Genomic DNA, 14,256 nt, shown 5'->3' with positions numbered 1-14,256 from the left:
ATTTTGTGCAACTTCATAGAGAAATGGTATCACAAGATGTTCAAATTTCAAAAAATGTGTTATAATCGCTGTGTGACAGCAGGTTTTACAAACCTTAAAAACTCTATTGTATTGACAGGAGTCAAAAATCATGGCTAGTGAACCCAAAAAAGTAGTTGTCCTTCAAAGTGATGAAGACTTTGGTGGCGTTCCTGAAACCCTAGTAGGGAAGGAAAAGAAGAAAATGAAAAAGCAACAGGCAGCTTTGAAACCTGTGGAAAAAGTGGCTTTCAAAGCAGCAAAGCGGTTGGATGAAGCTTCAAAAATATACAGAGATGCCCATGAGAAATCCAACAGCAAGAAAAAGGATGGTTGGCTTATGGATTTACCCAAAAATTACAGCAAGGCGATGTCTAAGCTGATGAAGTTTTAGAGTTTTTTGGCACTGTGTCATTATGATTTCATAAAAGTATCTAGTGATACCAGTTTTCTGCCAAAAATAGCTTGAGTCATGAGCCTAATCTCGGTTAGGCAGTCGTCTCAGTAACCGAGATTAGGACAAAAATAGATAGTAACAGATCAGTCGATTTCACCATTTTATAGACAAAAAAAGAAAACACTATGGCACTTAAACAAGAAGCAAATACCATTATCCTTGAAATGGGATCTGCCGATGCTGATGATATTAAGGATCTCCGCTATGGCGAAGGAAAACTGTTCAGGAAGATTGCTAAAGTCATTGAGCAACTCAAAGATTCCGGCAATGTTGGGGAAAATGCCCAGCCGATTGTTGTGGTAGTCAAAAAGAAATGATGAGGAGGTTTGTTTTAGAACCTTAAGAGAGGTTTGAGCGCAAAGATTTGTGGGAATCCTCGCAAAAAGTATTCAATCCATCCGAAAACCATGGTATTCTGTTTGTCGGATGGATTTGTTTCCGTTTTTAAACAGTTACTCTCTTCTTAAGGATGGTTAACAAAAAAGATATCCCCACACCACTCATTACAGGTAAAAGTCGAGAAAAAGTAAAAGTTCTAGACCTGGAGCAACTAGAGTCCCGTAGTGTTTCTCTTTTTTACATCATTAAAAAATTTGTATTTTTTTTCCTACAAGTACAGTTGCGAAAGAGAGCTGGTAAATCAGATATACAGAAAACAGCAGAACAGTTACGGGAAATATTTGAAGATTTAGGTGGCTTTTGGGTAAAAACAGGTCAACTCTTAGCACTCCGTAGCGATCTGTTCCCGGAAGAAATCTGTGATGAATTGACTCGTCTCCAGTTTGAAGCGGTGGGTTTTCCCATGTCAATTGTCCGCTCTACCATTGAATCCGAGTTAGGAGTTCCCCTAGAGCAAATTTTTGACGATTTTGATCCAGAACCCATAGCTGCTGCTTCTATTGCCCAAATTCACACTGCTGTTTTACGCAGTAAAAAAACTCCTGTTGTCGTTAAGGTTCAGCGTCCTGGCTTAGATGAATCCTTTAGGCGGGATCTGGGTTTGATTAAAATTATCGCTGGTCTATATTCAAAAACCGATCTAGGGAGTTTTCTTCTTTTAGATGAAGCGGTTGCGGAATTGGAGAAAGTTCTGAATGAAGAGTTGGACTATCGTTATGAAGCCTCCAATGCTCGTCGGATGAAAAAAACTCTGAAAGAGCATAAAATAGAGGTTCCTAAAATTTACGATCAATATACTCGGTCTAAAGTTTTGGTCATGGAATATATTCCGGGTGTACTCATGGCTGACTATATTAAAGTTTATCAAACAGACCCAGCAAGATTTCGCCAATGGGAAGAAGAAAACAAAGTCGATCGCGAAATTATAGGGGAAAAACTCTATTTATCCTTATACCGACAAATCTTTGAAGATAACCTATATCATGGTGACTTGCATCCTGGGAATATCATTTTGCTGCGGGAGAATAAGTTGGCATTAATTGACATGGGGAGTGTGGGTTCTTTAGATAGTGATTTAAGACTCTATTACTTGAATTATGTTAAAGCCTTAGAAGAAAACGATTTTGCTAAAGCATCTGATTACAATATTCGCATGGGACTAGATATTCCGAAAGCGAATATGCCAAGAGTGAGGGCAGAAATGGCAAAAGCTACAGAAGAATGGGCAGCAAAGTCAAGACTGAAAGGAATAAGCTATAAAGAAAAGTCTTTAGGAGGAGGAACTTCTGAAATTGTAAAGGTAGCGATTAAATACCGTATTCCCAGTAACTGGTCATTCCTGAAAATTACGCGATCGCTTCTAACGCTAGATGGCTCGATGCAATACCTAATTGAAGATTTTGATACATTGAAAATTATTAAAAAGTATAATAAACAATCGGATCGTCGTGCCTTAAAAAGAAGCCTAGAGCCAGATAACGTTAGAGCATCAATTAATCAATTCTTTCAGACTATTGATGAATACAATCAAATCATTCTTCCTCAACTCCGACAACGAACCCATGCTTTTGAAATAACAGGGAACTCATTTGCTCTGGCTCTAGGTGTTATAATGCGAACTTTTTCTTCGATATTATTGGGAAGTTCAGTAATCGTCCTGTATACTTTTTTGTATCAAAAGCACTTCCAATGGATCAAAAATATTCACACTCAAGTCGTGAATGAGGTGGTTAGCCATATCCCAATTTTGCCCTACTTGTTGTGGATTTTTATTCTGATCGGAATTTTGTTAGCAGCTAGGATGTTTACTTCTGTGGCAACTATTTTGGAGCGTAAAGATTATGGAGAGAGATTATTATAGAATGATAGAACCGTTACCATACAACCCCAGTCCAAGTCATCCCATTTATTGAACCTAAAATATAGAGGAAATGAACCCTTATGAGCAACTTACAATATGTACTAACTTTCGATGGCGCAGATGATTATATGACTGTTGGTGACAGTCCCAGCTTACAAGTTTCATCCTATACCGTAGAAATATGGATTAAACCGAATGGACAACCCAACGAAGAGTGGAAAGGGATTATAGGTAAACCGGGTCGAAATTACCATATCTGGATTCATAATGCTGGATATGTACACCACCGTTTCCATGTGGGTCAAAGCACTAATGCTGGCCCACCCAATACCCCTAATGGTTCTCTAAAATGGGATCAGTGGAATCATTTGGCCATTACCAATGATGGCACAACAGCTAAAACTTATATTAATGGAGATTTGCAAGCTGAGGGCCCTACAGGAGGAGCCTTGGTTGTTCATAAGACTCCGTTGTATGTAGCTCGGACGTTAGATGAAGCTAACGGCCGTCATTTTAAGGGTCAAATGGCTGATATTCGAGTTTGGAATCAGGTGCGATCGCCAGAAGAAATCAAAAATTGTATGGGTCAACGCCTTAACGGGCATGAACCTGGACTGGTTGCCTATTGGCCCCTGGATGAAGGCAGTGGAACGACAGCAGGAGATAAAACCAGTAATGGTAACCAAGGGACAATTTATGGAGCCACTTGGACACAGGAAAATCTTGAGTTTATCACCCCAGCACCGACTGATCGACAAATTCCTCAATCTGTCGCCAGTTTTAATGGCAGCAACCAATATATCGAAGTTCCCTACAAACCAGAACTCAACCCCGCTCAATTTACCCTATCCTGTTGGGCAAAAGTGGAAGGAGGACAAGGACAATGGCGATCGCCCGTAACCTGTCGCACGGCAAAAGGCAGCACAGCATTAGGCGGATATCTCCTCTATGCTGGAAACAACAACAAATGGCAATTTTGGACAGGAAATGGGAAATGGGTTGGCCTGCATGGTGCAAACGTAGAGCTAAACACCTGGACTCATGTAGCCGCCACCTACGACGGCAGCACCATGAAACTCTACATCAACGGAGAACTCTCAGGAAAACCTGTCCAATCCAAAATTCTGATTAACAGCCAACATCCTCTGCGGATTGGCGCAGGAATAACCGAAGGCAATCCGGGCTTTTTCTTCAACGGCAAAATCGCCGAAGTGCGTCTCTGGGATAAGGCCCGCTCCCCAGAAGAGATCCAAGAATCGATGCACCAAAGACTCAAGGGAGATGAACCGGGATTAGTCGCTTACTGGCCATTAGATCAAGAAAGTGGCACAAGCGCAGAAGATAAAACCGGCAAAGGCAACCCCGGAACCCTTAATGGAGCAACCTGGACACAGGAAAATATCGATTTCATACAACCTTCTGCTCCTGAAACTGAACAGACTTCAGAGCAATCTGTCCTCATGTTCAATGGCAGAAATAACTATGTTCAAATTCCCATTTCTGAGTGGGAAGCCTCAGCTTTTTCTGTAGAACTGTGGGCTAAAGCCAGTAAAGCACAACCCGGTTATGCCAGTGTAATCAGTAACGCTAATAATACACAGAGGGGTTCATTCCAAATTGATGTGGGGGGAGGATATTACCGGTTGCTGCATAGTGTTCAAGTTCAAATTGGCAAGCTAGAGCAAGAATGGCAACATCTGGCGGTTACTTATGATGGAGCAACGGTAAAAACCTATCTGAATGGGGAAGAGCAAAATACAAAAGCGATTGATTCTATGTCAACCGTGTTTAAGCTGTATAAGCTGGGTAGAAACCGTAGTAATAATACTTATTTTGCGGGTCAACTCAGTGAAGTCCGAATTTGGGATAGAGCGCGAACAGCCGAGGAGATTCAAGGGGCAATGGGCGATCGCCTGGTAGGAGATGAGCCAGGATTAGTAGCCTACTTCCCCCTGAATGAAGGAGAAGGTAGAACAGTCAAAGACCAAACGACTCAGGATCATGAAGGCACAATTCATGGAGCCACTTGGACAACCTCAGAGTTACCCCTGACTTCCCAAAAGAGCAGCTCAAAAGAATCAACAGAAGCAGAAACCGAACAGGCATCTGATCTCTCATCGCTCATGTTTGATGGAGAAGATGACCATATTGCCACCACTCTAGACGCACAACCAAGCGCCCTACCCGCAACCACTTGGGAAGCCTGGGTTAAACCCACCCGCAACATCAACCACTGGGATATGATCCTCTCCACCGATGATGGGGGTTGGGATCGATTTGTGGGTGTAAATGGCGGTCAATTCCGCGTTTCCCACGGCAAAGAAGCTTGGAATCCTGTAAACGCTGACATCAACCAATGGCAACATATCGCCGTAGTCTACAGTGCCGATAAACAAATCAAGTTCTACAAAAATGGAACCGAATACGTTTATTCAGGACAATCATCCATCGGTAGCACCAAGCTGCCCCTTCATATCGGTCGCAGTGCCGGAATTGGAGATCAATATTTCCAAGGCTACATTACCGAAGTGCGGGTTTGGGACAGTGCCAGAACAGCAGCCGACATTCAAAACGACATGCACCGTCGTTTGACCGGAAATGAACCGGGATTAGTGGGCTATTGGCCGCTCAATGAGGGTAATGGAACAACAGGAACAGACCAAAGTAATCATGGACATGATGGCACAATTAATGGAGCCACTTGGACAGAAGAAAATCTCGACTTGATGCAACCTACTCCAATTCAAGAGGAAACACCTTCTGAACCATCAGCCCTCATGTTCGATGGAGTCGATGATTATGTCAGCTTACCCATCGAGAGTATCCCTGAAGGCAAAGAAATCACCATTAGTTTCTGGGCTAAAGGAGGCTCTTCCCTCCCCAAACAATGCTCCGTCTTCTTTGCCTATCCCACTCCAAACTTTGACCCCTCAAAGGGCAAAATTGTATATACAGTCAACATCCATTTACCTTGGTCAAATAGCAACATTTACTTTGATTGTGGTTCCGATGGCAATACATACAATCGGATTAACAAAGCAGCACAAGCAACTGATTTCAAGGATAAATGGACTAATTGGGCATTCACTCTCAATGCAAACACCGGAAAAATGGCCATCTATCTCAATGGAGACTCCTGGTGTGAAGGGAGTAACAAAACCCTCTCCATTCCCAAAGCCGGAGAAGTTAAATTAGGCAGTGGCTATGGATTTTACCATGGCAGCCTGAGTGATGTGCGAGTCTGGGATCGGGAATTGAGTGGGACAGAAATTAAAGACACCATGTCCACTCGCTTAACGGGTACGGAACCGGGATTAGTCAGCTACTGGCCCTTAGATGAAGGAACTGGAACAACCGTAACTGATAAGAGCGGTAACAATCATAACGGTACAATTCAGGGAGCCACTTGGGAAACTTCCGGTTTAGACCTCTCTCCAGCGCCAACGGTAGAACCTTCAGAAACTCCCTCAACACAGACAACCATTCTCACGTTCGATGGGGTCGATGACTATGTAGATATTCCCACCAATCCAACTCTAGACCTAACGGACAACTTCACCATTGAAGCTTGGATTAAACCGGAAGTCTTAGGTAAGCGGATTGTAGACAAAAATATTGGTGGTAAAAGTGAAGGCTTTACCTTTGATACCTACCCGCAAAACCTGCGATTCATTAACAAAGGAATTGCATTCACAAGTCAAACTCCCTTAACAACAGGCACTTGGCAGCATGTGGCGGTAACTTTTAAAAATGAAGCGAATGGAGCCAAGCTCTATATCAATGGGGAGGTCGATAATACGGCTACTCCTAGTCGGGTAGGAACAGTGACGAAATTGCCCGTGCGTTTAGGTTCACAAGCAGATGCATTGGGCAATCTGTTCAAAGGAGAAATGGCAGAAGTGCGGATGTGGAATCGAGTCCGCACTCCAGAGGAGATTAAAGCCAGTATGAACCAGCGCTTGGCTGGAGATGAAGAAGGGTTGATTGGGTATTGGCCTCTGAATGAAGGAACGGGAACGACCGCAGAGGATAATACGAGCAATGGTAGTGCAGGAACGATTCATGGTGGAACTTGGGGGACTTCAGATTTAAGCTTAACTCCAGCTCCAGAGCCTGAAAATACTGCTGAAGAGATGGAGGAACCTTCAGAACCAGAAACTACCGCAGAAGAACCGAGTTCTGAGCAATCTGTCCTCATGTTCGATGGAGAAAACGACTACATTGCAACCACTCTAGACACTCAACCCAGTGCCTTACCTGCCACCACCTGGGAAGCCTGGGTTAAACCAACCCGCAACATAAACCATTGGGATATGATCTTCTCTACCGATGATGGGGGTTGGGATCGATTTGTGGGCACAAATGGCGGTCAATTCCGTGTTTCCCATGGACAAGGAGCTTGGAATCCTGTAGACGCAGACATTAACCAATGGCAACATATCGCTGTGGTTTACAGTGCAGATAAACAAATCAAGTTCTACAAAAATGGAACTGAATATATCTATTCAGGTATCTATTCAGGACAATCCACTATGGGTAGTACGAAACTCCCCTTTCATATTGGTTGCAGTGCTAGTAACGCCAGTCAATGTTTCCAAGGCTTCATTACGGAAGTACGGGTATGGGACTCTGCCAGAACAGCAGCAGAGATTCAAAACGACATGCACTGTCGTTTAATGGGGAATGAGCCAGGATTAGTGGGATATTGGCCACTTAATGAAGGACAAGGGACAACAGGAACAGACCGAAGTAATCAGGGACATGACGGTACAATTAATGGTGCCACTTGGGAAAGTTCCGGTTTACAACTCTCTCCAGCGCCAACAATGGCTCTATCCCCTGCTTCTCTGATGTTTGATGGCATAGATGACTCTGTTGCCATCCCCAATGCTGAGTGGGAAACTTCGGCATTTTCTGTGGAACTGTGGGCCAAAGCGAGCCAAAAGCAATCTAACTATGCTGGCCTGCTCAGTAGCTCGAACGATCCAACTGAGACTGCTTCATGCCAGATTGATGCCATGGGCGGATTTTATCGCTTTTATCACGATGATATTCAGGTTCGCATTGCTAAGGTGAATCAAGAATGGCAGCATCTGGTGGTGACGTATGATGGCACGGCTGTGCAAACTTATCTGAATGGGGAACCACAAAATTCAAAAGCCATTGATGCGATGAACACTGTGTTTAAGGATTATGTTTTGGGTCGAAATCGCAATGGTGATAAGTATTTTGCGGGTGAACTGAGTGATGTTCGGATTTGGGATAGGGCATTAACGGCTGATGAAATTCAAGAAGCGATAGACTACCGTTTGACCGGGGATGAACCGGGGTTAGTTGCCTATTGGCCTTTGGATGAGGGCAAGGGAGATGCGATCGCCGATCGCACCGGTAATACACAACCTGGCGTAATCAATGGCGCAACTTGGCAAACGACAGATTTAGAACTCTCAGTTGCTGATGAAGATACTGATGCCTCACCAGATATCCCCCAAGAACCCGAATCTGCCTCCAAGAAAGGGGTTCCTCTGGATAAGTCTGTAACCAGTATTACAGTTCTCAAGAGTGATGAAGATTTTGGTGGACGACCCGATACCCTCTATGGCAAGTCCTCTAAATCTAAGAAAGGGAAGAAGAAAGGGAAGAAGAAACGGAAAAAGCACTCGAAATTCCTCTCTCCCTACGAGAAGTATGTAAGGGAACTGGCGAAGCGTCAGGATGAAGCAACTCATACTTATGTTGAACGTCACAAGCGTTCTAATCGCAAGAAAAAGGATGGTTGGCTCAAGGATTTTGTCAAAAATTATAGCAAGAGCGTATCCAAGTTGTTCTAAAATCCTTGTAATTCTCATTCTCCCCTGTAGCCTAGGTGACCCAAGACTACAGGGGTTAGTGCTAACCATAAACTTCATCAATTATGACTGAGAACCTTTCTGCCAACCCCAACCCCAATCTTATTAAGCACGATCTAGAAAAGGAGAGCGCTCTTCAAGGCAATGATGAGATTCAAATAAACAATGGTCATCAATTACCTGGAGTCCGTTCCTTTCACATCGTTCAACCCTTAAAGGAAGCCCTCTCTTCAGAAGAGAAGAGTCCGAAGTTAGTTGAAACTGTTCAGGATTTGGAGGAAGCGGTCTTAGAATTTGATGGTAAAGATGATTATGTTGATTGTGGCATTGCAGAGTGTTTTAATTTAAGCCAAGCTCTCACAATTGAAGTCTGGATCAAGCTCAGGGAAGTCAAACCCGGTACTCGATACTATATCGTAGGTCGAGGTTCGCGACAGTATAATTATAGCTATGGATTGCTCTACCTGAAACTGAAGAGTCATCAAGAACAAATTAGATTTCTGTTTGCTAAAGAGCCTGTAGTTTGGGAGCCTACGATTAATTTAAGCGATCGCCACTATCATCATCTAGCCTTAGTTATTGACAATCAACAAGCTATCCTCTACCTCGATGGAAAGTCTCAAGGGAGTCAACCCCTATCGGAACAACTTTATCCCAACACAGAGGTTCCCTTGCAAATGGGGCGCTTATTTGGCCAAACTCGATTGCACGGAGAAATGAGTGAAGTGCGTCTCTGGAGTGCAGTACGAACCTCTAAAGAGATCCGCAAGCATCGGTTTCACCGTCTAGCTGGAGATGAACCAGGGTTAGTGGGATACTGGCCCCTCAATGATGGATCGGGAGACTTAGGAGGCGATCGCACCTCCAATAGCAGCAACCCTGGTCAAATTTATGGAGCAACCTGGAAACTCTCCCCCTCCTCCCAACTCCCCTTTGTTCCCACCTCTTCATCTCAAGCCAAACCCAAGAAATCTAAATCCAAAAGTCAACGACAAACCAAGATTAAAGTCCCCAAAGGCATAGACAGAATTATTCTTTTACGCAGCAAAGACAAATTTGGAGGTAAACCCGATTTTCTCTATGAAAAATCAAGCAAAACCAAGGATAAAAACAAGAAACGTAAAAAGAACCGCAAGAAGAAAAACGGTTGGCTTCAGGATTGGTATAGAAATTGGGGAAAAGCTCTCTCCAAGATATAGCTGTTTCGTCCAACCGATAAAAAACAATGGCAGTATCTGTAGGGGCTTGCATATTTTTCACCCCTACTAACTTTGCCAGTTTCAAACCGTAGGTTGGGTTTCACTGCCGTTCAACCCATAACACTAGCGCTCTAAAATACTTAAAATATCTGAAGCCACGCGAGACCAACTATAGTTCATCTCACTTAAGTGTCGGCCATTTCGTCCCATATCTTCCGCTAAATCGAGATTAGATAAAAGATAATTCATGGGTTGGGCAAATGCGGTTGGATTTTCATAATCTCTAATGAGTAAGCCATTTTTTTCAGGAATAATCACTTCTGCATTTCCTCCCCGGACTGTGGTCAGAATACATAACCCAGTAGCCATAGCTTCATAATGAACACGAGCTAAAGGTTCTTGCCACTGAGAAGCACAAACAAAAATATCACCTAACAGAAAATAATCTTGAATTCGATCGGGTGAAATAAAGCCCGTTAAACGTACCGCATCCCCTAATTTTTGTGCTTGTTTCTTCAGAGTAAGAACATATTCATTTTCTTCATTTTTTCCGTACCACTTACTACCCACCAATAATAGAATAGCCGAAGGATGCTGTTTCAGAACATCAGGAAAAGCACTGAGTAAAATATGGGGCCCTTTTTTGTCCGTCAAACGCCCAACATAAAGAACCACTTTTCGGTCTTCTAAACCCTGTTGGGCTAATAAGCTTGCTCGACGTTCTTGTACGCCTGATGCCCATCGAGGCTGAAAGCGTTCTAGATCGACTCCCGCATAAACAGGTTTGAGTTTATGCTCATAGCCTGGAAATAAATCCGCGATTCCATCAGCAATAAACTGGCTCACGGTAACCACACCATCCACCCGATCTAGACAGCGATGAGCCAGTTCAGGAGTAATTTTCTTAGCATGAAACATCTCATTATGCATACTCAGAAGAAAACGACTGTGGGGCGCGGCATCAGCCACCATGGGTAAATATTTAGGTCGGTTATAGAAAATAACCCAATCAAAAGATTCTTGGGCTACAAAATTAGCGACTTCTTGATAATAAGCATCAGAATTTCCTGGTGTTGCTCGTTGATACCGAATACCATTACGAATTTCTTGGTCTTGCAAATTCGGATCGGTTACTGAGAAAACTGTAACGTCGTGTTCTTTACTTAAGTAAGGTAAAATGCCATCAATATAGGTTTGAATCGCACCCCCACGAACACAAGGTACAGGCAACTTTTCTGTACAAACCAATACAATTTTCATGATCTTGCCAAATCCTACTGTTTATGATAGGTTTTTCTTTGAATTTAGCCTTCCATCAAATACCCATCTATGGAAAAAGTCAAAGTATAGAAACAAGCAAGGTAGAAAGGGTTTAACCTTGTGTGTCTTAAGATTATCTTTGATAATTAAGATGGTACACTTAAAATTACAATCAATCAAGAAAGAATATCAACTCTGGTTCATCGACCACAACTGATATGCGGTCGCTAGATTACTAATGGTATTATGGGATGTCATTTTAGCTCCGTATCCATTCTGGTTACCCTTAACAAAAAATACAACTGTTATATCAAGGACACTAAGTGATATGATTATCCTACGAGGTTAAACTTTAAGATAAAATTATGGATAAAAACAAAATTCTGAACTTGATTAAAAAGTATACTCGCGAAGTGGCTCCAGAATTGGAAGAAGTGCCCCTAAAGCCAACGGATAGCCTGAAAAATTTAGGGATTGATTCGGTGAATCGGGCGGAAATTATCATGATGGTGATGGAGGATTTATCGTTAAATGTTCCCCGTATAGAGTTGGCTGGCGCTAATAATATTGGCGAACTGGCTGATATATTTGTGTCGAAATTGGAGGTATAGCACTAGCAATAGAGATAGGGGGAGTATCTTGCTGGCTGTTGAATTATAGCGAGTGAGATATTCGCAGGAGGTCAAAATCTAAAGCTGGTGGTCTAGGAACTCAGTAATGGTGCAGTTACCAACTCAGATTAATGTTACTGGAATGGGGATTATAACAGCGATCGCCCAAAACCTTCCCGATTTCAAAGAGTCCCTATGGGCACAGAAAACGGCGTTTGGGTATCTGAAACGTCCTGGTAGGGAAGGAGCGGAGCCGTTTTTGGGCGCGGAATTGCCTGATATAGATATCCAGTCTGCACTTCCTGAGTATCGGGGACTGTTGCGAACCGCAAGTTGGAGTTCCCAGGTGGCAACGTTGGCCACATCCCAAGCTTGGGAGGATGCTCAATTAGATACGGCGATCGCTTCCGGAGCGATCGACCCCCAACGCATTGCTCTGGTGGTGGGTGGCTCTAATTTTCAACAGCGATCGCAACAGCAACTCTGGCAAAAGTATCAATCTAAACCCCAATTCATGCGCCCTACTTATGGCTTAACCGTTTGGGATACGGATATGGTGGGCATTTTGTCCCAGTGTTTTCAGATCCGAGGTGAAGGCTATACCGTAGGAGCAGCTTCAGCCAGTGGAGCATTAGCCATTATCCATGCAGCGCGTCAGATTCTCACGGGGGAAGCGGATGTCAGTATTGCCGTGGGAGCGCTGTTTGATTGTTCTGCTTGGGAATGTCAGGGGTTGAGAAATTTGGGAGCGATGGGCAGCGATCGCTTTAAGGATCGGCCCGATTTAGCTTGTCGCCCTTTTGACCGAGATCATGATGGTTTTATTTATGGAGAAGGTTGCGGAGTTTTAGTCCTAGAGCGAGCCAATCTCAGGGAGGTTGATATCCATGGAACCCTCCTAGGATGGGGATTAGCCTTAGATGGCAATCGTTCTCCTGAGCCTTCGCAAGCAGGAGAAGAACAGGCGATGCAGACAGCGTTAAAAATGTCGAATTTGCAACCCGAACAGATCGATTATGTAAATACCCATGGAACTAGCTCTCCCCTTGGCGATCGAACAGAGGCAGCAGCATTGAAAGGTGTGGGGTTATCCCACTGTTTAGTTAATTCCACCAAATCGTTAACCGGACATTGTTTAACCGGTGCAGGGGTGGTGGAGGCGATCGCCACTTTGCTGCAACTGAAAGCACAGCGCTGCCATGGAACCGACAATCTCATTCATCCCATTGACCCGGATTTAAGGTGGGTTACCGAGGCTTCTATACCGGCAAAAATTGAGTATGCAATCAGTAATAGTTTTGCCTTTGGGGGTATGAATGCGGCGATCGCATTTGGAAAACCTCTCACTCCTCCACAGGGAACAACCGCAACTGATACCGGTATAACCCCACCGGTGTAGAGAGGGCGCGGAAATAGTCCGGATCTTGGGGAGACAGATAAATAGCAGTAATTTGCTCGGCTTCAATTTCCCCAGTCTCGGTCAAACGATGGTAAGCCGTCGTGGTTTCCACCTCATTGAGATAAATCTGCCCTTGACTGCGAAACACCTGTTGAGCGACTTCTGTACTGATAAACTCATCCTCACTGGGGGTTTCCGTCTCTCGTCCGGTGACAATGGAGATCAGTTGGCGATCGGAATTCAAGCGAATAATCTGCCGATTGGGATTGTCTGGATCGACTTTAACCGATCGCAACACCCCCTCCCCTAAATAAGCACTGGCAATATGGGAGCCATTAAACTCCCGATCCGCCACAATGGGGTTAAAAATCTGATCCAAAGCGTTTCCCCAAGACCAACCCTCACCCTGGAACGGCAATACCCACTCACTCGCGGGTTGAAAGCGCACTTCAAAGTCTATGGGTTGATGTAAATATTGTCGATTGCCTTCAAAACCAGGAGTGACCAAATCCGGCGCTAAGGGAGCTACCATTTCTTCTAAGGTACTGGTGACTCGCCAAGTGCCTTCCATCCAGTCGGGATAGACTAAATCCCCTGTAGCCGCCACCACGGGAGGTTTACTGTCCCACTGGGGAAACTGCTGGAGGCGATCGCCCAATGGGCCAGCCCAAACCGGAGTGGCGATCGCCACCCACAGACACAGGGCGATCACGATCCCCCTAAAGAGCCGTTTCATAGCGATCGCAATTCCAATCGAGTTAACACCATCTTCATCTGCGCCCCAGTCTTATTCTGAGCTTCATCGACCTAGATACCAAACGCCTAATAAGTGAACTTCAAATTAGTATAATATATCCTAAGGAGGTGCCAAACCCTATCAAGTCCGGCAATTTTTAACCTTAGTCGAAATCTACAACTTAAGTTTAGAGGAGGATGTATGAAAGATTATCATATCAATATTTTCTACAGCGAAGATGATGAAGGATACATTGCTGATATCCCCGATTTGCAATTTTGTTCTGCCTTTGGTGCAACCCCAACTGAAGCCCTCCAGGAATTAGAAATCGCTAAACAGGCATGGCTAGACACAGCGCGATCGCAAAGCAAACCCGTTCCTCAACCCACCTATCGACCTATTATTTATCAACTCAAAACTGCCTCATAAAACTCACGATATGACAATTTATAGAAGGCCCATTCATC

The 14,256-nt window shown here is 44.0% G+C and carries 10 protein-coding genes; 8 read left to right on the top strand and 2 right to left on the bottom strand.

Annotated features, from left to right (window positions below):
* Nucleotides 1-130: 130 nt before the first annotated feature.
* The 5 genes from PMG71_RS22935 to PMG71_RS22915 all read left to right on the top strand — a co-directional run bounded on the left by PMG71_RS22935 (nucleotide 131) and on the right by PMG71_RS22915 (nucleotide 9,783).
* Nucleotides 131-412, top strand: coding sequence for a DUF6312 domain-containing protein (locus PMG71_RS22935; protein WP_283756060.1), 282 nt, complete (start codon nucleotides 131-133; stop codon nucleotides 410-412).
* A gap of 188 nt (nucleotides 413-600) precedes the next feature.
* Nucleotides 601-792 (top strand): DUF6200 domain-containing protein, encoded by a 192-nt coding sequence (locus PMG71_RS22930; protein ID WP_283756059.1) that lies wholly within the window; start codon nucleotides 601-603, stop codon nucleotides 790-792.
* Nucleotides 793-944: 152 nt separating this feature from the next.
* Nucleotides 945-2,735, top strand: coding sequence for an ABC1 kinase family protein (locus PMG71_RS22925; protein WP_283756058.1), 1,791 nt, complete (start codon nucleotides 945-947; stop codon nucleotides 2,733-2,735).
* An 80-nt stretch (nucleotides 2,736-2,815) separates the two neighbouring features.
* Entirely contained in the window at nucleotides 2,816-8,566 is a 5,751-nt protein-coding gene (locus PMG71_RS22920) for a LamG-like jellyroll fold domain-containing protein (protein WP_283756057.1), read from the top strand.
* An 83-nt stretch (nucleotides 8,567-8,649) separates the two neighbouring features.
* Complete coding sequence (locus PMG71_RS22915) at nucleotides 8,650-9,783, top strand: LamG-like jellyroll fold domain-containing protein (RefSeq protein WP_283756056.1); 1,134 nt, start codon at nucleotides 8,650-8,652, stop codon at nucleotides 9,781-9,783.
* Between the two features lie 123 nt (nucleotides 9,784-9,906).
* Here PMG71_RS22915 and PMG71_RS22910 read toward each other — a convergent pair whose 3' ends face one another.
* Nucleotides 9,907-11,043 (bottom strand): glycosyltransferase family 4 protein, encoded by a 1,137-nt coding sequence (locus tag PMG71_RS22910; protein ID WP_283756055.1) that lies wholly within the window; start codon nucleotides 11,041-11,043, stop codon nucleotides 9,907-9,909.
* Nucleotides 11,044-11,408: 365 nt separating this feature from the next.
* On the opposite strand from PMG71_RS22910, the gene PMG71_RS22905 reads away from it, so the two are divergent.
* A complete protein-coding gene (locus tag PMG71_RS22905; RefSeq protein WP_283756054.1) occupies nucleotides 11,409-11,654 on the top strand; it encodes an acyl carrier protein in 246 nt (81 codons plus the stop codon).
* Between the two features lie 106 nt (nucleotides 11,655-11,760).
* The gene (locus PMG71_RS22900) at nucleotides 11,761-13,053 is read left to right on the top strand and encodes a beta-ketoacyl synthase N-terminal-like domain-containing protein (protein ID WP_283756053.1); all 1,293 of its coding nucleotides are present in this window, start codon (nucleotides 11,761-11,763) and stop codon (nucleotides 13,051-13,053) included.
* Here the strand turns inward: PMG71_RS22900 and PMG71_RS22895 are convergent.
* Nucleotides 12,998-13,789, bottom strand: coding sequence for a DUF6816 family protein (locus PMG71_RS22895; protein ID WP_283756052.1), 792 nt, complete (start codon nucleotides 13,787-13,789; stop codon nucleotides 12,998-13,000). The genes PMG71_RS22900 and PMG71_RS22895 overlap by 56 nt on opposite strands.
* A 201-nt stretch (nucleotides 13,790-13,990) precedes the next feature.
* On the opposite strand from PMG71_RS22895, the gene PMG71_RS22890 reads away from it, so the two are divergent.
* The gene (locus PMG71_RS22890) at nucleotides 13,991-14,218 is read left to right on the top strand and encodes a type II toxin-antitoxin system HicB family antitoxin (protein ID WP_283756051.1); all 228 of its coding nucleotides are present in this window, start codon (nucleotides 13,991-13,993) and stop codon (nucleotides 14,216-14,218) included.
* Nucleotides 14,219-14,256 lie beyond the last annotated feature (38 nt).

The sequence above is a fragment of the Roseofilum acuticapitatum BLCC-M154 genome, from assembly GCF_030068475.1.
Lineage (GTDB): Bacteria > Cyanobacteriota > Cyanobacteriia > Cyanobacteriales > Desertifilaceae > Roseofilum > Roseofilum acuticapitatum.
This window is presented reverse-complemented; position numbering and strand designations above follow the sequence as displayed.

Excerpts from the sequence above, each read along its gene's own strand:
- PMG71_RS22935 (WP_283756060.1), top strand. The coding sequence starts at position 131 with ATGGCTAGTGAACCCAAAAAAGTAGTTGTCCTTCAAAGTGATGAAGAC.
- PMG71_RS22930 (WP_283756059.1), top strand. The coding sequence starts at position 601 with ATGGCACTTAAACAAGAAGCAAATACCATTATCCTTGAAATGGGATCT.
- PMG71_RS22925 (WP_283756058.1), top strand. The coding sequence starts at position 945 with ATGGTTAACAAAAAAGATATCCCCACACCACTCATTACAGGTAAAAGT.
- PMG71_RS22920 (WP_283756057.1), top strand. The coding sequence starts at position 2,816 with ATGAGCAACTTACAATATGTACTAACTTTCGATGGCGCAGATGATTAT.
- PMG71_RS22915 (WP_283756056.1), top strand. The coding sequence starts at position 8,650 with ATGACTGAGAACCTTTCTGCCAACCCCAACCCCAATCTTATTAAGCAC.
- PMG71_RS22910 (WP_283756055.1), bottom strand. The coding sequence starts at position 11,043 with ATGAAAATTGTATTGGTTTGTACAGAAAAGTTGCCTGTACCTTGTGTT.
- PMG71_RS22905 (WP_283756054.1), top strand. The coding sequence starts at position 11,409 with ATGGATAAAAACAAAATTCTGAACTTGATTAAAAAGTATACTCGCGAA.
- PMG71_RS22900 (WP_283756053.1), top strand. The coding sequence starts at position 11,761 with ATGGTGCAGTTACCAACTCAGATTAATGTTACTGGAATGGGGATTATA.
- PMG71_RS22895 (WP_283756052.1), bottom strand. The coding sequence starts at position 13,789 with ATGAAACGGCTCTTTAGGGGGATCGTGATCGCCCTGTGTCTGTGGGTG.
- PMG71_RS22890 (WP_283756051.1), top strand. The coding sequence starts at position 13,991 with ATGAAAGATTATCATATCAATATTTTCTACAGCGAAGATGATGAAGGA.